The 19,576-nt window shown below is 74.4% G+C and carries 19 protein-coding genes; 8 read left to right on the top strand and 11 right to left on the bottom strand.

What is annotated here, in order from left to right; translation table 11 throughout:
- Window positions 1-122: 122 nt before the first annotated feature.
- Window positions 123-1,160, bottom strand: coding sequence for a LacI family DNA-binding transcriptional regulator (locus ACZ6SQ_RS08740; protein ID WP_469558169.1), 1,038 nt, complete (start codon window positions 1,158-1,160; stop codon window positions 123-125).
- Window positions 1,161-1,270: 110 nt separating this feature from the next.
- Window positions 1,271-1,954: a TetR/AcrR family transcriptional regulator gene (locus tag ACZ6SQ_RS08735; protein WP_469558166.1), complete on the bottom strand. Its 684-nt coding sequence runs from the start codon at window positions 1,952-1,954 to the stop codon at window positions 1,271-1,273.
- Between the two features lie 190 nt (window positions 1,955-2,144).
- On the opposite strand from ACZ6SQ_RS08735, the gene ACZ6SQ_RS08730 reads away from it, so the two are divergent.
- Window positions 2,145-2,708 (top strand): NAD(P)H-dependent oxidoreductase, encoded by a 564-nt coding sequence (locus ACZ6SQ_RS08730; protein ID WP_469558164.1) that lies wholly within the window; start codon window positions 2,145-2,147, stop codon window positions 2,706-2,708.
- A 105-nt stretch (window positions 2,709-2,813) separates the two neighbouring features.
- Here the strand turns inward: ACZ6SQ_RS08730 and ACZ6SQ_RS08725 are convergent, their stop codons facing one another.
- From ACZ6SQ_RS08725 to ACZ6SQ_RS08705, 5 genes are all read right to left on the bottom strand, one after another.
- Window positions 2,814-3,992: a magnesium and cobalt transport protein CorA gene (locus ACZ6SQ_RS08725; protein ID WP_469558161.1), complete on the bottom strand. Its 1,179-nt coding sequence runs from the start codon at window positions 3,990-3,992 to the stop codon at window positions 2,814-2,816.
- Between the two features lie 210 nt (window positions 3,993-4,202).
- Window positions 4,203-5,690, bottom strand: a complete 1,488-nt coding sequence (gene pdxR, locus ACZ6SQ_RS08720; protein WP_469558158.1) for a MocR-like pyridoxine biosynthesis transcription factor PdxR — start codon at window positions 5,688-5,690, stop codon at window positions 4,203-4,205.
- 13 nt (window positions 5,691-5,703) lie between these two features.
- Complete coding sequence (locus ACZ6SQ_RS08715; RefSeq protein ID WP_469558156.1) at window positions 5,704-6,471, bottom strand: B3/B4 domain-containing protein; 768 nt, start codon at window positions 6,469-6,471, stop codon at window positions 5,704-5,706.
- Between the two features lie 2 nt (window positions 6,472-6,473).
- Window positions 6,474-7,079, bottom strand: a complete 606-nt coding sequence (locus ACZ6SQ_RS08710; protein ID WP_469558153.1) for a LysE family translocator — start codon at window positions 7,077-7,079, stop codon at window positions 6,474-6,476.
- 168 nt (window positions 7,080-7,247) lie between these two features.
- The gene (locus ACZ6SQ_RS08705) at window positions 7,248-8,591 is read right to left on the bottom strand and encodes a hypothetical protein (protein WP_469558150.1); all 1,344 of its coding nucleotides are present in this window, start codon (window positions 8,589-8,591) and stop codon (window positions 7,248-7,250) included.
- A gap of 224 nt (window positions 8,592-8,815) precedes the next feature.
- On the opposite strand from ACZ6SQ_RS08705, the gene ACZ6SQ_RS08700 reads away from it, so the two are divergent.
- A complete protein-coding gene (locus tag ACZ6SQ_RS08700) occupies window positions 8,816-10,102 on the top strand; it encodes a molybdopterin-dependent oxidoreductase (protein ID WP_469558149.1) in 1,287 nt (428 codons plus the stop codon).
- 313 nt (window positions 10,103-10,415) lie between these two features.
- Here ACZ6SQ_RS08700 and ACZ6SQ_RS08695 read toward each other — a convergent pair whose 3' ends face one another.
- Genes ACZ6SQ_RS08695 through ACZ6SQ_RS08685 form a run of 3 tightly spaced genes read right to left on the bottom strand, consistent with a single transcriptional unit; the run spans window position 10,416 to window position 12,486 of the window.
- The gene (locus ACZ6SQ_RS08695) at window positions 10,416-11,171 is read right to left on the bottom strand and encodes a class I SAM-dependent methyltransferase (RefSeq protein ID WP_469558147.1); all 756 of its coding nucleotides are present in this window, start codon (window positions 11,169-11,171) and stop codon (window positions 10,416-10,418) included.
- Window positions 11,168-11,785 (bottom strand): TIGR04282 family arsenosugar biosynthesis glycosyltransferase, encoded by a 618-nt coding sequence (locus tag ACZ6SQ_RS08690; RefSeq protein ID WP_469558145.1) that lies wholly within the window; start codon window positions 11,783-11,785, stop codon window positions 11,168-11,170. Before ACZ6SQ_RS08690 ends, ACZ6SQ_RS08695 begins: the two co-directional genes overlap by 4 nt.
- The gene (locus ACZ6SQ_RS08685) at window positions 11,782-12,486 is read right to left on the bottom strand and encodes a glycosyltransferase family 2 protein (RefSeq protein ID WP_469558141.1); all 705 of its coding nucleotides are present in this window, start codon (window positions 12,484-12,486) and stop codon (window positions 11,782-11,784) included. The genes ACZ6SQ_RS08690 and ACZ6SQ_RS08685 overlap by 4 nt, the downstream gene beginning before the upstream one ends.
- Before the next feature lie 111 nt (window positions 12,487-12,597).
- On the opposite strand from ACZ6SQ_RS08685, the gene ACZ6SQ_RS08680 reads away from it, so the two are divergent.
- Window positions 12,598-13,317, top strand: coding sequence for a response regulator transcription factor (locus ACZ6SQ_RS08680; protein WP_469558139.1), 720 nt, complete (start codon window positions 12,598-12,600; stop codon window positions 13,315-13,317).
- 2 nt (window positions 13,318-13,319) lie between these two features.
- Window positions 13,320-14,429, top strand: a complete 1,110-nt coding sequence (locus ACZ6SQ_RS08675) for a sensor histidine kinase (RefSeq protein ID WP_469558137.1) — start codon at window positions 13,320-13,322, stop codon at window positions 14,427-14,429.
- 137 nt (window positions 14,430-14,566) lie between these two features.
- Here the strand turns inward: ACZ6SQ_RS08675 and ACZ6SQ_RS08670 are convergent, their stop codons facing one another.
- Window positions 14,567-15,562 carry an NAD-dependent epimerase/dehydratase family protein gene (locus ACZ6SQ_RS08670; protein WP_469558133.1) on the bottom strand — a complete coding sequence of 332 codons (996 nt, stop codon included), beginning with the start codon at window positions 15,560-15,562 and terminating at the stop codon, window positions 14,567-14,569.
- A gap of 176 nt (window positions 15,563-15,738) precedes the next feature.
- Here ACZ6SQ_RS08670 and ACZ6SQ_RS08665 point away from each other — a divergent pair, with 176 nt between their 5' ends.
- The 4 genes from ACZ6SQ_RS08665 to ACZ6SQ_RS08650 all read left to right on the top strand — a co-directional run bounded on the left by ACZ6SQ_RS08665 (window position 15,739) and on the right by ACZ6SQ_RS08650 (window position 19,575).
- Complete coding sequence (locus tag ACZ6SQ_RS08665; RefSeq protein ID WP_469558130.1) at window positions 15,739-17,163, top strand: amidase; 1,425 nt, start codon at window positions 15,739-15,741, stop codon at window positions 17,161-17,163.
- A gap of 41 nt (window positions 17,164-17,204) precedes the next feature.
- On the top strand, window positions 17,205-17,408 hold the full coding sequence (locus ACZ6SQ_RS08660; RefSeq protein WP_389323762.1) for a hypothetical protein: 204 nt from the start codon (window positions 17,205-17,207) through the stop codon (window positions 17,406-17,408).
- Between the two features lie 132 nt (window positions 17,409-17,540).
- Window positions 17,541-18,926, top strand: coding sequence for a flotillin family protein (locus ACZ6SQ_RS08655; RefSeq protein WP_386384104.1), 1,386 nt, complete (start codon window positions 17,541-17,543; stop codon window positions 18,924-18,926).
- 202 nt (window positions 18,927-19,128) lie between these two features.
- Window positions 19,129-19,575, top strand: a complete 447-nt coding sequence (locus tag ACZ6SQ_RS08650; RefSeq protein ID WP_469558127.1) for a type II toxin-antitoxin system PemK/MazF family toxin — start codon at window positions 19,129-19,131, stop codon at window positions 19,573-19,575.
- Window position 19,576 lies beyond the last annotated feature (1 nt).

The following is a 19,576-nucleotide window of genomic DNA, read 5'->3' as shown; positions in this document are numbered from 1 at the left end:
GCACAAAAGTGGGACGGGGAAGAGGGACGCAAGGCGGGGGCAACGCAGAAGGCGGCGGGGGCCAGGGGGGGGGGGTCGGGGGTACCGCTTGCGGGCGCCGGCCCCCGGCGCCGGGGCCCGGCTCAGCTGGAGTCGCGGTGCACGACCGTGGCGCCGAGCACGCGGTGGGTCTCGGGAGCGGCGCCCGGGTTGCGTACGGCGCGGTCGACGAGTTCGGCCAGGTGGCGGCCTGAGGGCAGTTCTATGTGGACGGTGCTCAGCCGTGGGCGCAGCAGCCGTCCGAGCATGAGGTCGTCGGCGCCGATGACGGCGGTGTCGTGCGGGATGGCGATGCCTTCGTCCTGGAGGGCGCGCATCAGCAGCATCGCGTATTCGTCGTTGTAGGCGAAGACGGCGTCGAGGCCGAGGTGGCGCCAGCGGGCGGCGAGCCGGGCGGCGGCGTCCTCCTCGTAGGCGAGGGGCAGTTCGCGCAGGGTGGCGGTGGTGCCGCGCAGGGCGCGGCGGACGCCGGCGAGGCGGGGCACGGAGAATTCGTCGAGGCCGGGTTCGGCGGGGACGACGACGCCGATGCGGCGGCGGCCGCGTTCGAGGAGGTGGGCGGTGGCCGCGCGGCCGACGCCCTCGTGGTCCATGAGTAACGCGTGCGCGCCGTCGACCGAGGCCGGGCCGATGGTGACGACGGCTCGCGCGCCGGAGCGCTTGAGCACGGCCACGCCCTTAGGGCCGAGGCCTCCGGGCCCGGGTACGAGGACGGCGACGGGGCGCAGCTCCGCCCAGGCGCGGGCGGCGTCGTCACCGGCGAGGCCGGCGGTGCCGTACTGCACGACGGTGTAGTCCAGGCGGCCGAGGGCCCACTGGAGGTCGTTGAGGAACTGGCTGTGGAGCGGGCCGACGGGGATGGTCGGGGCGGGCATCAGGACGGTGCGGCTGTGGCCGGCGCGCAGGCTGCGGGCGGCGGCGTGCGGGACGTAGCCGAGTTCCTTCGCGGCCTCGTGCACTCTTCGGCGGGTGGGTTCGCTGATGCGGACGGCGCTGGTGTTGTTCAGGACGTAGGAGACGGTCGCGCGGGAGACTCCGGCCAGACGGGCCACGTCGGCACTCGTGGGCACGGCGGGCTGTGCGGGCGACGAGGGCGTGGACTGCTTCGGTATCTGCACCATGACACAGGCATCTTGGCAGAGCCGGGGTGCGGGGCTCCGGGCGGGACCTGGTCCTTGAGGCTTCTACGAACGTGCCGCGCGTAGACCGCAGTTGGGGCTCGGCGGCGGCCTCAGTGCGGGGCCTCGGTGCCGGTCACCCGCGCGACGAGGTCGGCCCAGCCCGCCTCCAGTCGCTCCATGGGCATCTCGCACTGCCTGGTCAGGTGGTGGATCAGGACGGGGTTGAGGTAGCCCATCAGGGTGTGGGCGAGGAGTTCGCCGTCCGCCTCGGGCAGTTGGCGGCGCAGCAGCATCGCGACATGGGCGTGCAGCGCGCGCCCGGGCGCCGCGGCGAAGCGGCGGTCGCTGCTGGGCTCGGCCGCGAGCATGAGGTCCAACTGCTCCACCGTGCGCCGCAGTACGGCGACTCCGAAGGCGCGCAGCCGCTCCACCGGCGGGGCGCCGGGGCCGAGCGGGGGCGGGCCGCTGATGAAGGCGGCCTGGAACCGGCGCTCGGAGTGGTCGAGCAGTGCCGTGAGCAGTCCGGTGCGGTCGCCGAAGCGGCGGAAAACCGTCCCCTTGCCCACCTGTGCCGCCGCCGCCACTGCTTCCATGGTGACGCCTGCCGCACCGTGCTCGGCGATCAGCCGGGCGGCCGCGTCCAGCAGGCGGGCACGGTTGCGCGCGGCGTCGGCGCGCAGGCAGGGCTCGTCCTCGGGTGCTCCGAGCTGGATCAGTTCGACACCCGTGTCCGGCTGCGGTGAAGGCGACGGAAGGAGGGGGAGGTCGGCGGACATGAAGACAGCGTAAACCATCGGGAATGAAACTGGACCCCGGTCCGGTTACCTGGTACACAGAAGTGGACCGCAGTCCGGATTCCCGGACGGGCCAACTGGACCACGGTCCGGTTCTAGTGATACAACTTTCAACGGACCCCGGTCCGGATCCTCGGATCCAGGTCGGACCCCATAAAAGCGGCATAGCTTTCAGCCATCAGGAGTAGTCATGTCTGTCCGCATCCTCGCGCTCGTCGGCAGCCTTCGCGCCGGTTCGCACAACCGCCAGCTCGCCGAGGCGGCCGTGAAGCACGCTCCCGAGGGCGCGCAGGTCGACCTCTTCGAGGGTCTGGCCGAGATCCCCTTCTACAACGAGGACATCGACGTCGAGGGCTCCGTCCCGGCCGCCGCCCAGGCGCTGCGCGAGGCCGCCGGCTCCGCCGACGCCCTCCTGCTGTTCTCCCCCGAGTACAACGGCACCATCCCGGCCGTGCTGAAGAACGCCATCGACTGGCTGTCCCGCCCGTACGGTGCCGGCGCCCTCTCCGGCAAGCCGGTCGCCGTGGTCGGCACCGCCTTCGGCCAGTACGGCGGCGTGTGGGCGCAGGACGAGGCCCGCAAGGCCGTGGGCATCGCCGGCGCCAAGGTCCTGGACGACGTCAAGCTGTCCATCCCCGGCTCCGTGACCCGTTTCGCCGAGACCCACCCGTCCGAGGACGCCGAGGTCGTCGAGCAGCTCACCGAGGTTCTCGCGCGCGTGCACGGCCACGCGGGCGAGCCGGCTGCGGCCTGAGCGGCGCCACAGCCCGGGAAGGGGCCGCGGTCTTCGGACCGCGGCCCCTTCCGCATGTGCCGAGCGGCCCCCGCCGGAGTACAGACGGGCGGCCGCGGCGGGCGGTCACAGCCAGTCGCGCCGTTTGAAGACGATGTACAGGCTGAGACAGACCAGGGCCATCAGGGCGATGGCGAAGGGGTAGCCGAGGACCCAGTGCAGCTCCGGCATGTGGTCGAAGTTCATGCCGTAGACCGTGCCGATCAGGGTCGGGGCGAAGAGGATGGCGGCCCAGGCGGAGATCTTCTTGACCTCGTTGTTCTGCGCATGGCTCGCCTCGGCCAGCAGCTTCATCTCCTCGTTCTGTCCCTGGGAGACCAGGGTGGCGTTGACGGCGAGGATGTTCACCAGCATCTGCCGGAAGCCGTCCACCCGCTCGGCGGCCGTTGTGGCGTGGTCGGCGACGTCCCGCAGATAGCGCTGGAGCTCCTCGTCGGTGCCGTACTTCTCGAAACCGGCCTCCAGATCCCGCATGATGCCGAGCAGCGGACGTGCGGCGCGCTGGAACTCGATCACCTCGCGGGAGAGTTCGTAGATGCGCCGGGACACCTTGGGGTCGCCGCCGAAGACCTCGGTCTCGATCTCGTCGATGTCGTTCTGGAGACCGCCGATGACGGGCGCGTAGCCGTCCACCACCGCGTCCAGCACGGCGTAGAGCACCGCCTCGGGGCCGAGGGCGAGCAGCTGGGGGTCCTTCTCCAGGCGGGCGCGCACCGCGCCGAGGTCGGGAGCCTGGGAATGGCGGACGGTCAGCACGAAGTCGGGGCCGATGAAGAGGTGTATCTCGCCGAAGTCGACCTCCTCCGCCTCGTCGAGGTAGCGCGCGGCGCGCAGGACGACGAACAGGGTGGTGCCATAGCGCTCCAGCTTGGGCCGCTGGTGGGCGACGATGGCGTCCTCGACGGCCAGCTCGTGCAGGTCGAACTGCTCGGCGGCGGCCAGCAGCTGGCTCGCCGCGGGCCGGAAGAGGCCGATCCAGGCCATCGTGCCGGGCTCGCCGGGCAGCTTCGCGTAGATCTCCGCGAGCGAGGACGGCGAGGGGATGCGGTGTCCGTGGCGGTAGAGGGCGGCGTCGACGACGCTGTGCGCCAGGGCCACCGACGCCTCGTCCTGCTCCTCGTCGTCGTCGGCGCGCGGGTCCATGGTGTGCTCGGGCGCCTCTTCCTCGTCGCCGACGGGTGCGGCGGCCGGCCGGGTGAAGGGCCGCTTGCCCGCTCGTACCGCGCGTCCGCGCCAGTCGGCCATGGCCGCTACCTCCAGTGGGACAGAAGCTGTGCCGGCGACGGGGAGAAGGCGACGTGGCACCAGGGCGCGCCGATACGGGCGCGTATGCGCCTTGTCCCTGTGCTTCAGGCTAGCCCCGGGGCGGGGTTCGCGCGCGATCCGGTCGCATCCCGCGCCGCCTCCCCGGGCCGGTGCAGTGTCACGGCCCACAGGAGCCCGTCGCCGCGCCGCTCAGCCGGCCCGGCCCGAGAGTTCGCGCAGGGCGCGGCCCAGTTCGGCCACTCCCTCGGCGATGACGCCCGGCGGCGTGGCGGAGTAGCCGAGGACCAGGCCGGGGCGGCCCGGGAGCTGACGGTGCCACGACAGGGGCTGGCACTTCACGCCCCGGGCCAGCGCGGCCGCGGCCAGGTCGGTGTCCGGTACGTCCGCCCGGTAGGTGACGGTGAGGTGCAGGCCGGCGGCGGCGCCGTGCACCACCGTGCCGGGCAGGTGCGCGGCGACGGCGGCGATCATCGCGTCACGCCGGCGCCGGTGCCGGCCGCGCAGCATGCGCAGATGCCGCTCCAGGTCCCCGTTCTCCATCAGCCGGGCCAGCACGAGCTGCGGCAGCACGGGATTGCCGAGGTCGGTGAAGCGCTTGGCGTCGGTCAGCGCCGCCCGGTGGCGGGGCGGCGGCACCATCCAGCCGATGCGCAGCGCGGGGGCGAGCAGCTTGGACACACTGCCGAGATAGCAGACCTGGTCGGCGAGGAGCGCGCGCAGGGCGGGCACCGGCGGCCGGTCGTAGCGGTGCTCGGCGTCGTAGTCGTCCTCCAGGATCAGGCCGCCCTCCTGCGCCCAGCGTTGCAGGTCGCGCCGTCGCTCGCCGCTGATCACCACGCCCATCGGGAACTGGTGCGCGGGGGTGAGCAGGACGGCCCGCGCCCCGGTGGCCCGCAGCGCGTCGACGCGGACACCGTCGGCGTCGACGGGTACCGGCGGTGTGGCCAGACCGCCGTGGCTCAGATGCTGGCGGGCGCCGAGCGAGCCGGGGTCCTCCACGGCGACGGCGTCGACGCCGTCCGCGCGCAGCACCGGGTGGACCAGGGTGAGGGCCTGGGCGGTGCCCGACACGACGATCAGCTCGTCCGGTGTCACCCCGATGCCCCGGCCGCGGGCCAGCCAGTCGGCGACGGCCCGGCGCAGCGGCAGGGCGCCGCGCGGGTCGCCGTAGCCGAGGGTGTCGGCGGACAGCCCGGCGAGCACGGCGCGCTCGGCGCGCAGCCAGGCCGCGCGGGGGAAGACGGCGAGGTCGGGCCGGCCCGGGGTGAAGTCCACGTGGGCGGGCGCGGCGCGCAGCGCGTCGAAGACGTCGGTCGCGGGCTCGGTGAACAGACTGTCCGGTGCCCGGTCCGGCTGCCGTGCGGGGGCCAGGGGCGCCGGGCGGGGCGCCGCGACGACGACCGTGCCGCCGCGTCGGCGGCCCTCCACATGGCCGTCCTCGGCGAGCCGCCGGTACGCCTCGGTGATCACTCCGCGCGACAGGCCCAGTTCGACGGCGAGGAGGCGGGTGGAGGGCAGTCTGCTGCCGACCGTCAGCCGTCCGTCGGCGATCGCCTGCCGCAGCCGCCCGGCCAGCCAGTCCGCCTTGCCGGCCACCGGTACGGCGGCGGCGTCCAGCTGGAGGAAGTCGGAGCCGCGGCCCGGGGGTTCGGCGTCGGTCGTCGCCTCGTCGTTCACGCTGCCGATGGTGTCATGCGGGGATCCCGGCCCCGGGCGGGTCCGGCACCTCGTCCGCGCCGGACCCCGGCCGCGGCTCCGGGCCGGGCAGGGCGAACTCGGGCCGGGCGGCGGTGAGTACGGCGGTCGCCGGGTCGGTGGGCCAGTGCGCGGCGAGTTCGGCGGCGAGTGACTTGAGCAGGTCGAGCACGGTGTCGGCGCCGCCCTCGTGCACGGCCTCGGTGACCACGAGGATCCGCCGGGTGTGCGGGCCGACCGCCGAGTGGCCGCTCTGCCGGTGGGTCCAGCGGCGGGCGTGGGCGCGTGCGGCGGAGTCGACGAAGGTCACCTCACCGGGCGCGGGGTGCTCGGTGCCGCCGCCGAACGGCGTGTAGATCTCGTCCCCGCGGGCGTGGCGCACCTCCAGCAGCGGGCCGGTGATCCGGTCGGCGTCGAGGGCCGCGACGGGAACGGCGTAGGCGACGGAGACGGCGTTGCAGAGGTCCACCACGGGATGGATGCGCGGCAGGGAGCCTTCCTTGCGGAGCCTGCGCAGCAGGGACTCGGAGGCGCACCGGTACTGCGTGGGCTTCAGGCCGGTGCGGGCGAACACCCGCCGCCAGGCGAGCACTTCGGGGAACTCGCCCTCGCTCGACCCGGCGAGCCGGTCCGCGGCTCGGGCGAGGTAGGCGTCGGCGGCCGGAGCGGTGTCCGCGCGGGCGTCGACGCCGTCGGCGTGGAGCACCCCGGCGGTGAGTTCGGGGAACTGCTCCCACAGGGCGGACGCGTGGCGGAAGCGCATGGTCACGCCACCGCCAGCCGGGCGCCGAGACCGACGAAGCAGAGCGCGAACACCCTGCGGATGCCGGTCAGTACGGCGGGCCGGGCCAGGACGCGGTCGCGCACCGCGGCGGCGCACAGACCGTACGCGGCGAAGACCACGAAGGTCAGTGCCATGAACACCCCGCCGAGGCGCAGCATCGCCGCGGTGGAGCCCTCGGGCCCGGCCGGGACGAACTGCGGCAGGAACGCCACGAAGAACATGGTCAGCTTGGGGTTGAGCAGGTTGAGCAGCACGCCGGAGACGATCGTGCGGGCGGTGGAGCGCGGCTCGGAGTCCCGCGCCACCGTCAGGGCGTCCCGGTCGCGCAGCGTCGACCAGGCCATGTACAGCAGATAGCCGACGCCGAGGTACTTCACCGTCTCGTAGGCGACGGCACTGGTGTGCAGCAGCGCGGCGAGGCCGGTGACCGTCGCCAGCAGGTGGGGAACGATACCGAGGGTGCAGGCCAGGGCGGCGATCACGCTCGCCCTGCGGCCGTGGGACAGCCCGGCGGCCAGCGTGTACACCACGCCGGTGCCGGGGGTGACCACCACGATCAGGGTCGTCAGGAGAAAGGCGACGCTCAAGGGGGACCTCCGCTGGGGCTTCCGGGTCCCTCTCACCCTGCCCGGGCATTGGTACGGATGACAGGGCCAAAGAGTGCGGGGTTCAGTGGTCCATAACATGGTCCGGTGATCCATGGCGGTCGGCCGTCCGGCGGTGTACGCGTGGCCGGGTCACGGTCCTGGCGCGTCTCACCAGCCCGTACGCAGCAGATGGTTGAGCAGCAGCGCCAGCAGTGCCTGCGCGGTGAGCCAGGCGCGAGGGTGCGGCAGGAACGCGCAGCACGGGAGCAGCCACAGCGCGAAGGGGAGCCAGATGCGTTCGGTCTCCGCCTTGCTCATGCCGGAGAGGTCGGCGACCAGCAGAGCGAGCAGTGCGGCGGAGACGAGCAGCGCGAGCCTGGCCGCGCCGCGCCCGCCCGCCTTCCCGCCGCACCCGCGGAGCAGCAGCGCGCCGGTCCGTCGCAGCCCGGCCACGGTGGCCGGGCCGGTGATAAGGACCGTGCAGGCGAGGTTCGCCCACACCCAGTAGCCGTACGGCCGTACGCCTCCGGCGCCCTGGTGGTAGCGGGTGACCAGCAGCCGGTAGGCCTCCCACCAGTCGAAGCCCGCGAGCGTGAAGGCCGCCGGGACGACGGCCAGGCCGCCGAGGAACAGCGTGAGCAGCGCCAGCGGCCGCTCGCGGACGCGGTCACGGCACAGCAGCAGCACGGCGGCACCGATGAGGGCGATGAGGGTCAGACCGTAGGAGAGATAGCAGGTCAGGCCGAACAGCAGTCCGGAGACGGCCGCCAGGGCGAGGGAGCGACCGGTGACCGCGAGGGCCAGCAGGGCCACGGACCACGCGGCGACGGCGGCGAAGTACGCGTCGGCCGAGGTGCCCATCCACACGGCGGCCGGGGCGAGCACCAGGAACGGAGCCGCGCGCCGGGCGAGTTCCTCGGTCGCCAGGGCACGGACGGTGACGAGAACGGCCGGAGCGGCGGTCGCGCCGAGGACGATGCACACCGTCCCGGCCCAGCCGCCCCCGCCCAGCCCGATCCGGTCGAGCAGCACGAAGCTGAGGGTGGCCCCGGGCGGGTGTCCGGCGACATGGGCGGGCCAGTTGTCGGGGGCGTCGATGAGGATGTGCGCGGTGAAGTCCCGCAGGGCGGCGGGGATGTCCGGGAAGCGGTGGACCGAGCGGAGGTACTCGCTGCGGGTGGTGAGCTGCTCCGCGATGCCCTTGTGCCAGCCGTCGACGAGGGCGAGGGAGACGGTCCAGGCCGTGCCCGCGGCCCAGACCGCGGCGAGCAGCCGTCCCCAGCGCGGGCGGGCCGCGACGGCCGGGCCGTACGCCACCACGGCGGCCCCGACGAGCAGGGCGGCCGGGGTGCCGGGGCCGAGGTGCGGCTCCCAGGAGGCCAGCAGCGGGGGCCAGTCGACGAACAGGGTGTGCCGGGTGTGCTGGATGTGCCGCCCGACGAGCACGGCGACGGTCACGAGCAGCGCGGCGGCCAGGACGGCGTACAGATCACGGCGGAGGGATCGGCTCACAGCGGCACGCTAGGCCGCGCGGGTGCCACGAACGCCCCGGCCGTGCCGGACGTCAGCGTTTCGTCACCGGTCGCGCGGGCGACGCCCGGCCGTCACCCGTGCCGGACTTCAGCATGTCGTCACAGGTTCTACGGGCGACGCCCGGCCGTCACCCCGCCCGACGTCAGAATTTCGTCACGGGTCGCGCACCCGCCCGGCGCCCGGTGCGGGCCTACGGTCGTGCCATGCGCGACGCTCACCGGCTCCCCACCTCGCCCGGCTTCTGGCGCAGCCCGCTGCGCGGACCCGCTCTCACCTCGGCCCTCGGCCTCGTCCTGCTCGTCGGCATCACCGTGCTGTTCCTGACCGGGCTGGTGTCCTACGCCGCCTACAACCCGGATCTGTCCCCGGTGAACGACAAGACGCCCGACAAGGGCCTCCTCGGCTTCTATCTGTTCCCCTGGCCGACGAACCCCTCCTGGCTGTACCGGCTGAACCAGGGCGTGCACGTCACCCTCGGCATCACGTTGATCCCGGTGCTGCTGGCCAAGCTGTGGTCCGTGGTGCCGAAGCTGTTCGCGCTGCCGCCCGCCCGGTCCGTGGCCCACGCCCTGGAACGGGTCTCCCTGCTGCTCCTCGTCGGCGGCGTCCTCTTCGAGTTCGTCACCGGCATGCTCAACATCCAGCTCGACTATGTCTTCCCCGGCTCCTTCTACCGGCTGCACTTCTACGGGGCGTGGGTGTTCTTCGCCGGTTTCGCCGTGCACGTGGTGCTCAGGCTCCCCGTCGCCGTACGGAACGCACGGCTGATGCTGGAGGAGCGTGCGGGGCGCAAGGCGCCGGGCGGGGACGTGGTCCGGGAGGAGCCGGCGGAGGCGGACGACCTGGTGTCGCCACGGCCCGCCGAGCCGACCGTGTCGCGGCGCGGCGCGCTGTGGTTCGTAGGGGGCGGGTCACTGCTGCTGTTCCTCACCACGGTGGGGCAGAACTTCGACGGCGTGCTGCGGCGCACCGCGCTGCTCGCACCGCACGGCGGGGCGGAACCCGGCAGCGGCCCGAACGGCTTCCAGATCAACAAGACCGCCGCCCACGCGGGCGTCTCGCCCCGGGAGACGAGCGAGGAGGCGTGGCGCCTCGTGGTGACCGGCCGAACCGGCACGGTCCGGCTCAGCCGTGCGGATCTGCTCGAACTCCCCCTGCACAGTGCCGCGTTGCCGATCGCCTGTGTGGAGGGCTGGTCGACCTCGGACCAGTGGTGGCGGGGGGTGCGGCTGCGGGATCTGGCGGCCCTGGTCGGTCACCCGGACGATCCGCCGGACGTTCTCGTGGAGTCGCTCCAGCGGCGCGGCGCGTTCCGCCGGGCGGCCCTGCGGGCGAACCAGGTCGCCGACGAGCGTTCCCTGCTCGCCCTGTTCGTCAACGGCGAGCCTCTCTCCCCCGACCACGGCCACCCGGCCCGGGTGATCGTGCCCGCCGCGCCCGGCGTGCTCAACACCAAGTGGGTGGCCCGGATGACGTTCGGAGACCTGTGATGCGCACCCGGATCCCGCTCGGCAGCCCGTTCCAACTCCTCCTTCTGGCCTGCTCGTTCACGCTGGCCGGCTACGCCGGTGTCCGGCTGCTCGACCGCGACCCGTGGAGCGTCGCGCTGTGGTTCGTGGGCGCCGCCCTCCTGCACGACCTGGTGCTGGTGCCGCTCTACGGCGCCTGCGACCGGGCCCTCGTCAGGGGGGCGGAGGCGGTGGACCGGCGGGCGTGGGTGAACCATGTGCGGGTGCCCGCGGCCCTGTCGGCCCTGCTGCTGCTCGTCTGGTTCCCGCTGATCGGCGGGCGGGTGGACGAGCGCTACCGGTCGGTCACCGGGCTGTCCCCGGACGGCTTCCTGGCGCGCTGGCTGCTGATCACGGCGGTCCTCTTCGGCGGCTCGGCGCTGCTGCTGGCGCTGCGGCTGCGCAGGGCGACGAAGCGGCGGTCCCCGGCGGCCCACTGACCGGCGGCCCGCCAGCCGGCCGGGCGGGCGTGCCGCAGCAGGGCGGGGGTGCCGAGCCGGGCCCAGGGGAACGCGGCGCCGGGTGCGCTCCGGGCGCCGACGAGGTCGACGACCTGCACCTGGGCCCGCTCGTCCACGTCCGACGGGTCGGTCTCGGCGATGAGCAGCCCGCCGGGGCGCAGCAGCCGGGCAGCCCGTTCCAGCAGGGCGCGCGGGTCGCCGCCGATGCCGATGTTGCCGTCCATCAGCAGCAGGGTGCCCCAACGGCCCTCGCCGGGCAGCCGGTCGAAGACCGAGCGGCACAGGGCGGGTCCGCCGAGCCGTGTGGTGCGGTCGACGGCGGCCCGGCTGACGTCGACACCCAACACGGTCCCGCCGCGGGCGGCGAGTTCGGCCACCAGCCGTCCGGGCCCGCAGCCCACGTCGAGGACCGCGCCCTCGCAGCGGTCGAGTGCCGTCCGGTCGGCCGCGTCGGCGCGGGCGCACCAGCGCTCCACCTCCAGTGGCAGCAGCCAGCCGTCGGCGCGGCGCAGGAACAGCGGGCCCCGGCCGGCGCGCAGGGCCCCGGCGTAGGGGTCGGCGGCGGCCCAGGCGGGTGCGGTCGCGCTCACCGGCGGTCCGCCGTGGCGCAGCGGGCCAGCCGGGCGGCGAACCGGCCGTGCGGGGCGAGGGCGGCGACCGCGTGGGCGTCGGCCGCGGTGTCGACGTCCCGCAGCCGGGGCAGTTCGCGCACCCGCAGCCCGGCCGCGCCGAGCCGCTCCCGCTGGACGGCCCCCGTCCGCGGCGTCGACATGGGCACGCCACGCAGCAGCGCGGGATCGGGTTCGGCGAGGCCCAGCGCCCAGAAGCCGCCGTCCTCGGCGGGGCCGAAGCAGGCGTCGTGCCCGTCCAGGCCCCCGGCGAGCAGGGCCGGCGTCACCTGCGGGGTGTCCATGCCGATCAGGAGGGCGGGGCCCGTGCAGCGCGCGAAGGCGTCCGCGAGCCGCTCGTCCAGGGTGCCCTCGCACTGCGGTACGACGTCGAAGCCGGGCGGGAGCCAGCGGCCGGGAGTGCCGTCGAGCACGAGCACGCGCCGGGCCGCGGGGGTCGCCGCCACGGCCTGCAGCGTGTCGGCGAGCGCCGCCTCGGCGAGCCGCGCGGCCTGCTCCGGGGTGAACGGCGGGGTGAGGCGGGTCTTGACCCGGCCGGGTCGCGGTTCCTTGGCGATGACGAGGAGCGTGGTCACCGTACGGGCCTCCCGTCCGCGCCGGACACGACGCCGGGCTCGGCCAGGACACGGCGCATGTCCCGGACGGCCTGCCAGGTGCCCCGCCAGGTGCCGGTCACCTTGGAGGCGCCCGCGCGCGGCAGATACGGCACGTCGTGCTCGGTGACCCGCCATCCGGCGTCGGCGGCCCGCACCACCATCTGGAGCGGATAGCCGCTGCGCCGGTCGGAGAGGCCGAGGGAGAGCAGTGGCTCGCGACGGGCGGCGCGCAGCGGGCCGAGGTCGCGCAGGCGCAGTCCGGTCCGGCGCCGCAGCAGCCGGGCGAGGGCGAGGTTCCCGGCGCGGGCGTGCGCGGGCCAGGCTCCCCGGGTGCTCGGGCGGCGGCGTCCGAGGACGAGGTCCGCCTCACCGGCGCGGACCTCGTCGACGAACGGCACGAGGAGCGCCGGGTCGAGGGAGGCGTCGCAGTCGCAGAAGCAGACGACGTCGGCGGTGGCCGCGGTCAGTCCGGCATGGCAGGCCGCGCCGAAGCCCCGGCGTGGTTCGCGCACGACGGTGGCGCCGAGGGCGCGGGCGATCTCCGGGGAGCCGTCGGTGGAGCCGTTGTCGACGACCAGGGCGCGCCAGCCGGCCGGAATCCGCGCGAGGACCCAGGGCAGGGCCTCGGCCTCGTCCAGGCAGGGCAGCACCACGTCGACGTCCGTTGAAGGGGTCGTCACGCTGTCACCCTACGAATCCGCACCGGGCATATCGGACTTCCGGTCCTTACGAAACGCGGACGTCGCGTCCGCCCCCGCCCGGCCCCGCGGGTGAGGTGCCAGGCTGGGGGCATGGAGCAGCACAATCCTTCACAGGACCCGGCGCCGGCCCGCGTCCTGGTCGTGGACGACGATCCGACCGTCTCCGAGGTGGTGGCCGGCTATCTGGACCGCGCCGGGTATGTCGTCGACCGTGCCGACGACGGGCCGGCGGCCCTCGGGCGGGCTGCCGCGCACCGGCCGGATCTGGTGGTGCTGGATCTGATGCTGCCCGGCATGGACGGGCTGGAGGTGTGCAGGCGGCTGCGCGGATCCGGTCCGGTGCCGGTCATCATGCTCACCGCGCGCGGCGACGAGGACGACCGTGTCCTGGGTCTGGAGGTGGGGGCGGACGACTACGTCACCAAGCCCTTCAGCCCGCGCGAACTGGTGCTGCGGGTGGAGTCCGTGCTGCGCCGCAGCCGCCCCGCCCCGGTGGGCGGGCGGGTGTCGGCGGCGGGCCTGACGGTCGATCCGGGCGCCCGTCGCGCCACCAAGGACGGGACCGAACTCGCCCTCACCCTGCGGGAGTTCGACCTGCTGCTGTTCTTCCTGCGCAACCCCGGGCGGGCGTTCGGCCGGGAGGATCTGATGCGGGAGGTGTGGGGCTGGGAGTTCGGCGACCTGTCCACCGTCACCGTCCACATCCGCAGACTGCGCGGCAAGATCGAGGACGATCCCGCCCGGCCGCTGCTGATCCGGACGGTGTGGGGTGTGGGGTACCGCTTCGAGCCCGGCGGGGAGGCGGACTGACCGTGTCGGACACGCTGTTGATCGCCCTGTACGCCTTCGCGGGCGCCGCCGCGACCGGTCTGGCCGGGGCGGGGGTGCTGTTCCTGATCCGGCGGCGTTCGCTGACCGCGTCGCTGGCCGTGGTCGCGGCCGTCGGGGTGGTGGCGATGCTCTCGGGGACCCTGGCGGTGGCCTGGGCGATGTTCCTGTCGCCACACGACCTGACCGTCGTCACCACGGTCGTCGCCATGGCGGCGGTCGTGTCGCTGGCGACCGCGCTGCTGCTGGGCCGCTGGGTCGTGGCCCGCAGCCGGGCCCTCGCCGTCGCGGCCCGCTCGTTCGGCGACGGCGGCGCCTTCGCCGCGCCGGACGGTCCGACGACGGCGGAACTCGACGCGGTCAGCCGCGAGTTGGCGGCCACCAGCGTCAGGCTCGCCGAATCCCGCGAGCGGGAGCGGGCGCTGGAGACCTCACGGCGCGAGCTGGTCGCCTGGATCTCGCACGATCTGCGCACCCCGCTGGCCGGACTGCGGGCCATGTCCGAGGCGCTGGAGGACGGCGTCGCGGCCGAACCGGACCGCTATCTGCGGCAGATGCGCACCGAGGTCGACCGCCTCAACGACATGGTCGGCGACCTCTTCGAGCTCTCCCGCATCCAGGCGGGCGCGCTGGCCCTCACGCCCACCCGGATGTCCCTGTACGACCTGGTCGGCGACGCGCTGGCGGGGGCGGACCCGCTGGCCCGGGAGCACGGAGTGCGACTGGTGGGCGACGGCGTCGAGCCGCTGCCCGTCGAGGTGGACGGCAGGGAGATGAGCCGGGTACTGGGGAACCTGCTGGTCAACGCGATCCGGCGGACTCCTGCCGACGGCACGGTCGCCGTGGCCGCCGAGCGCTCCCCGGACGGCGTGGTGCTCTCGGTGTCCGACGGCTGCGGAGGCATCCCCGAGGAGGAACTGCCGCGCGTGTTCGACACCGGCTGGCGCGGCACCGACGCCCGTACGCCCCCGGCCGGCGCGGGGCTCGGCCTCGCCATCGTCCGGGGCATCGTGGAGGCCCACCGGGGCCGGGCCACCGTCCGCAACATCCCGGGCGGCTGCCGCTTCGAGGTGACGTTGCCGACGGTGCCGTAGGGCGGGGACGAGCAACCACGCGGTGTCGCGGTGGGGCCAGGGCCCTTCTGACGGATCTCCGTGGGAGAAGGAGCGGCGTTCGGTGCGTGCGATCGGCGTGCGGGCGCGCGACGCCACGGAGATCCGTCGGAAGGGCCCTAAGTCCGCTCGTCCGCCGCGAACTCCCGCATGCCCTCGGCGAATCCGACCCCGGGCCGCCAGCCGAGGTCGCGGCGGAGCCGGGCGGAGTCGGCGGTGATGTGCCGTACGTCGCCCAGCCGGTACTCGCCCGTGATCCGGGGCTCGGGACCGCCGTACGCGGCGGCGAGGGCGCCGGCCATCTCACCGACGGTGCGCGGGTCACCGCTGCCCGTGTTGTACGGGGTCAGCAGGCCGGGTGCGAAGTCGGCCTCCAGCGCCAGGACGTTGGCCGCGGCCACGTCCCGGACATGGACGAAGTCCCGCCGTTGCCGCCCGTCCTCGAACACCCGGGGTGACTCGCCGCGGGCGAGCGCGGAACGGAAGAACGAGGCGACTCCCGCGTAGGGCGTGTCCCTGGGCATCCGGGGCCCGTACACGTTGTGGTAGCGCAGGGAGACGGCCGATCCGCCCGTGCAGCGCGCCCAGGCGGCGGCGAGGTGTTCCTGGGCGAGTTTCGTCGTGGCGTACACGTTCCGCGGGTCGGCCGGGGCGTCCTCGCCGACCAGGCCGGGCGACAGCGGTGCGCGGCACCGGGGGCAGGCCGGCTCGAACCGGCCCGCGTCCAGGTCGGCGACGGCCCGCGGACCCGGCCGCACGGCGCCGTGCCGGGGGCACGTGTAGCGCCCCTCCCCGTAGACGACCATCGACCCGGCCAGCACCAGCCGGCGCACCCCGGCCTCCGCCATGGCCGCGACCAGCACGGCCGTGCCGAGGTCGTTGGCCGACACGTACGCGGCGGCGTCGGACACCCCGTCGCCGAGGCCGACCTTGGCGGCCTGGTGGCACACGGCGTCCACGCCGGCCAGCGCTCCGGCGACCGCGTCCGGCGCGCGCACGTCGTCGCCGCCGTGCCGGCGGACGTCGAGGACGACCGTCTCGTGCCCGCGGCGCCGCAGCGCGTCGACGACATGGGACCCGATGAACCCGGCACCGCCGGTGACCAGTACACGCATGCCGTCACGCTAGGCCGGACCGGGCCTCGCGAGGGCGTGCCCTGCCGGGGACGTCACGGGTCCGTAAGGCCCGGCCGGGCCGTGCCGGGGGCCGACTTCTCGGCCAAGGGCGTTCCGCGGACCCGCTTCTGACGTTACCGTGCGGTAGGACAGTTGTGCTCCCGGAGGTGTCCCGTATGACGCTCGACCGTTCCGCCGGACTGGCGGAGACCGCCCGCGCGCTGGCCGCCGGGGAGGTGACCTCGCGCGCGCTCGTGGAGCGGTCCCTGGCGCGGATCGAGGCGGCCCAGGGGTCGCTCAACGCCTTCCGGATCGTGCGCGCCGAGGCGGCTCTCGCCGAGGCCGACGCGGCGGACAGGGCGCTCGCCGAAGGGGCGCGAGGGCCGCTGCTCGGGGTGCCGGTGGCGGTGAAGGACGACATGGACGTGGCCGGGGAGCCGACCGCGTTCGGCTGCCCGGGCGAGTTCCCGGCGGCCGCCGAGGACGGCGAGGCGGTGCGGCGGCTGCGGGCGGCCGGAGCCGTGGTCGTCGGCAAGACCAACACCTGCGAACTGGGACAGTGGCCGTTCACCGAGGGACCCGCCTTCGGCGCGACCCGCAATCCGTGGAACCACGGTCACACGCCCGGCGGTTCGTCCGGCGGGTCGGCGGCCGCGGTCGCCGCGGGCCTGGTGCCCGCCGCGCTCGGCTCGGACGGCGCGGGCTCGGTGCGCATCCCCGCCTCCTGGACCAACCTGGTCGGCATCAAGCCGCAGCGCGGACGGATCTCGACCTGGCCGCGCGGCGAGTCCTTCCAGGGCATCACCGTCAACGGCCCGCTCGCCCGCACGGTCGCCGACGCCGCCCTGCTGCTCGACGCGGCCAGCGGCAACCACGCCCTCGACCCGCACCGGCCCGCGCCCCTCGACATCTCGGCGGCGGCCGGCCGCGACCCCGGACGGCTGCGCGTCGCCCTCGCGCTCAAGCCGCCGTTCACCGCGCTGCCCACCCGGCTGCACCCGGAGATCCGCGCCCGAATGGTCGAACTCGCCGAGAAGCTGGCCTCGTTGGGACACCACGTCGAGGAGGCGGACCCGCCCTACGGGCAGATCGGGCTGGCCTTCGTGCCGCGCGCCACGGCCGGGCTCGCCGAGTGGGCGGGCGACGTGCCCTCCCCCGCGCTGCTGGACCCACGCACGCGCGAGGCGGCCCGGCTCGGCCGGCTGCTGTCCGGGGCCCCGCTGCGCGCGGCCCGCCGGGCGGAAGCCACGCTGCACCGCCGGATCGGCGGCTTCCTCAGCTCGTACGACGTGATCCTCGCGCCGACTACGGCCGCTCCCCCGCCGCTGATCGGCGCGCTGGCGAACCTCGGCGGCTTCGCCACCGACCGGGCGATGATCGCCGCCTGTCCCTACGCCTGGCCGTGGAACGTACTGGGCTGGCCCGGGGTGAACGTCCCGGCCGGGTTCACCGGGGCGGGGCTGCCGGTCGGCGCCCAACTGCTCGGGCCCGCGGCGAGCGAACCCCTGCTGGTGTCCCTCGCCGCGCAGTTGGAGGCCGAGCTGCGCTGGCACGAGCGGTGGCCGCCGCGGGAGCTGAGCGTGGATTCACCGGCCGCGTGAGCGGGTCGGGCCCGTACGCTGTGACCATGGACGACACCACGATGGTCGGGCTCCTCGGGCGGGTCACCGGCACGATCGGGCCCGGCCTCGTCGGCGAGGTGATCGTCCGCGTGCGCGGCGGCGCCGAGCACTTCCTCGCCTACGCGGCCACCGGGACCGACCGTATCGAGCGCGGCACGGTGGTGACGGTCGTCGAGTACCTGCCGCCCCGCACGGTCTATGTCTCGGCCGTGTACGGCGGTTGAGCCCCCGCCCGTCCGCGGGCGCTGTGTACCAAGCGGGCAACAGGGCCTCGGTGGTGTATGTACACCCCGCTGTGCCCTGCCTCACACTCCCGGTACGTTCGGTGCCCTCACGGCACCCGGAACAGGGGGTGTATGCCGATGTCTGTCGGCGTCATCGCGGGGACGGCCTTAGGCGCCCTGCTCGTTCTGACCGGTCTGTTCAAACTGATGTGGCGCGTCGCGGAACCCAACGAAGCCCTGATCATCTCCGGCTCCAAGCACAAGGTGGAGGGCCTGGAGGAGGGCATGGGGTTCCGTATCGTCACCGGCCGGGGCACGCTGGTGCTGCCCGGCGTGCAGGCCGTGCGCAAGCTCTCGCTCGACCTGAACCAGACCGAACTGCACGTGGACTGCGTCACCCACCAGGGCATCCCGCTGAAGGTGCGGGGCGTGGTCATCTTCAAGGTCGGCGACGACTTCGTGTCGATCGCCAACGCCGCCCGCCGCTTTCTGGACCAGCAGAAGCTCATGGCGGAGCGGGTGCACACGGTGTTCGCCGGTCATCTGCGGGCCATCGTCGGCGGGTTGACGGTCGAGGACATGATCCGCGACCGCGAGAAGCTCACCGGGCAGGCGCGGGCCGCCTGTGGCACGGAGATGGAGAAGCTGGGACTGATCGTCGACTCCCTCCAGATCCACGAGATCGAGGACCCGACCGGCTACATCAAGAACCTGTCCGCCCCGCACACCGCCGCCGTGCACCGCGACGCGCGCATCGCACAGGCCGAGGCGGACCGGCTGGCCACCGAGGCCGAACAGCAGGCGTTCGCGCGGATGGCGGAGGCCACCCGGGACAGCGAGATCCTCAAGGCCGGCTACCAGGCCGAGCAGGACAAGGCCGCCGCCAAGGCCCGGCAGGCGGGGCCGCTCGCGGAGGCCGGGGCCAGACAGGAGGTCGTCGTCCAGGAGACCCGGGTCGCCGAACTGGAGGCCAAGCGGCGCGAACAGCAGCTCCAGGCCGATGTGCGCAAGCCCGCCGACGCCAAGGCCTACGAGAAGCGCACGCTGGCCGAGGCCGACCGCGACGCGCGGATCTCGGTGGCCGAGGCCAAGGCGCGCGAGACCCGGGCCACCGGTGAGGCCGAGGCGGCCGCCACCCAGGCCAAGGGGCTGGCGGAGGCCGAGGCGCTGCGGGCCAAGGGGCTCGCCGACGCCGAGGGCATCAAGGCACGGGCCGCGGCCCTCGCCGAGAACCAGGAGGCCGTGGTCGCCCAGCAACTCGCCGAGAACTGGCCGGAGATCGTCCGGGCCGGCGCGTCGGCCTTCGGCAACGTCGACAACATGGTGCTGCTCAACGGCGCCGACGGCATGGCCGACCTGTTCGCCAAGGCGCTCACCATGGGCGGCACCGGGCTGGGTCTGGCCCGGCAACTCCTCGCGTCCATGAACACGCAGAACTCGCCCTCGGACAACGGCACTTCACCGTTGAACGGGACCGCGACGCCGGCCGTGAACAAGGTCGGAGCCGACGGAGCCTGATCCTCGGTCGGCCCACGCGGTCACGGGAGCGACGACATCGCCCCCGTGACCGCGTTTCCCGTCGGCCGTCGCGCGGGTCCACGTTCCCGTCGGCCGTCGCGCGGTCCCCGTGCCCGTCGGCCGTCACACAGGTCCACCGGTCGCTCGGCGCGAACCGGGGTGCGCCCGGCGCCCGCTCACGCGCAGCCCGTAGGGTGCCCCCGTGACCGCGTCCACCGAAGAGAACGCCCCCGGCCGTGACGGCCCGTACGCCACCACCGACGCCCGGCCGCGTGAGGTGGGCCGCGTGCGGACGGAGTACGCGCCCGTGCACGACGGCGACCCCGACCCCGGGGAGATCGTCTGGACCTGGGTGCCGTACGAGGAGAACGACGGGCGGGGCAAGGACCGGCCCGTGCTGGTCGTCGCCCGCGAGGCGGCAGGCACTCTGCTCGCCGTGCGGCTCTCCAGCAAGCGGCACGACGGCCGGCGCGACTGGGTCCCGATCGGCAGCGGCCCCTGGGACCGCACCGGGCGGGAGTCCTGGGTGGACGTCGACCGGGTGCTGCGGCTGCACGAGCAGGGCATGCGGCGCGAGGCCTGCGCCCTGGACCGGATGCGGTTCAACCTGGTGCGCCACCGGCTGCGGGAGCGCTACGGCTGGACCTGAG

The sequence above is a fragment of the Streptomyces sp. NPDC048600 genome, from assembly GCF_055587025.1.
Note: the sequence above shows the minus strand (reverse complement) of the source record. Positions and strands in the feature narration are given on the sequence as shown.

What these genes read in the sequence shown, in the direction of transcription:
- ACZ6SQ_RS08715 (WP_469558156.1), bottom strand. Translation starts at nt 6,471, where the DNA reads ATGCGCTTCCGCCACGCGTCCGCCCTGTGGGAGCAGTTCCCCGAACTC.
- ACZ6SQ_RS08740 (WP_469558169.1), bottom strand. Translation starts at nt 1,160, where the DNA reads ATGGTGCAGATACCGAAGCAGTCCACGCCCTCGTCGCCCGCACAGCCC.
- ACZ6SQ_RS08680 (WP_469558139.1), top strand. Translation starts at nt 12,598, where the DNA reads ATGGAGCAGCACAATCCTTCACAGGACCCGGCGCCGGCCCGCGTCCTG.
- ACZ6SQ_RS08660 (WP_389323762.1), top strand. Translation starts at nt 17,205, where the DNA reads ATGGTCGGGCTCCTCGGGCGGGTCACCGGCACGATCGGGCCCGGCCTC.
- ACZ6SQ_RS08730 (WP_469558164.1), top strand. Translation starts at nt 2,145, where the DNA reads ATGTCTGTCCGCATCCTCGCGCTCGTCGGCAGCCTTCGCGCCGGTTCG.
- ACZ6SQ_RS08670 (WP_469558133.1), bottom strand. Translation starts at nt 15,562, where the DNA reads ATGCGTGTACTGGTCACCGGCGGTGCCGGGTTCATCGGGTCCCATGTC.
- ACZ6SQ_RS08665 (WP_469558130.1), top strand. Translation starts at nt 15,739, where the DNA reads ATGACGCTCGACCGTTCCGCCGGACTGGCGGAGACCGCCCGCGCGCTG.
- ACZ6SQ_RS08725 (WP_469558161.1), bottom strand. Translation starts at nt 3,992, where the DNA reads ATGGCCGACTGGCGCGGACGCGCGGTACGAGCGGGCAAGCGGCCCTTC.
- ACZ6SQ_RS08655 (WP_386384104.1), top strand. Translation starts at nt 17,541, where the DNA reads ATGCCGATGTCTGTCGGCGTCATCGCGGGGACGGCCTTAGGCGCCCTG.
- ACZ6SQ_RS08735 (WP_469558166.1), bottom strand. Translation starts at nt 1,954, where the DNA reads ATGGTTTACGCTGTCTTCATGTCCGCCGACCTCCCCCTCCTTCCGTCG.
- ACZ6SQ_RS08700 (WP_469558149.1), top strand. Translation starts at nt 8,816, where the DNA reads ATGCGCGACGCTCACCGGCTCCCCACCTCGCCCGGCTTCTGGCGCAGC.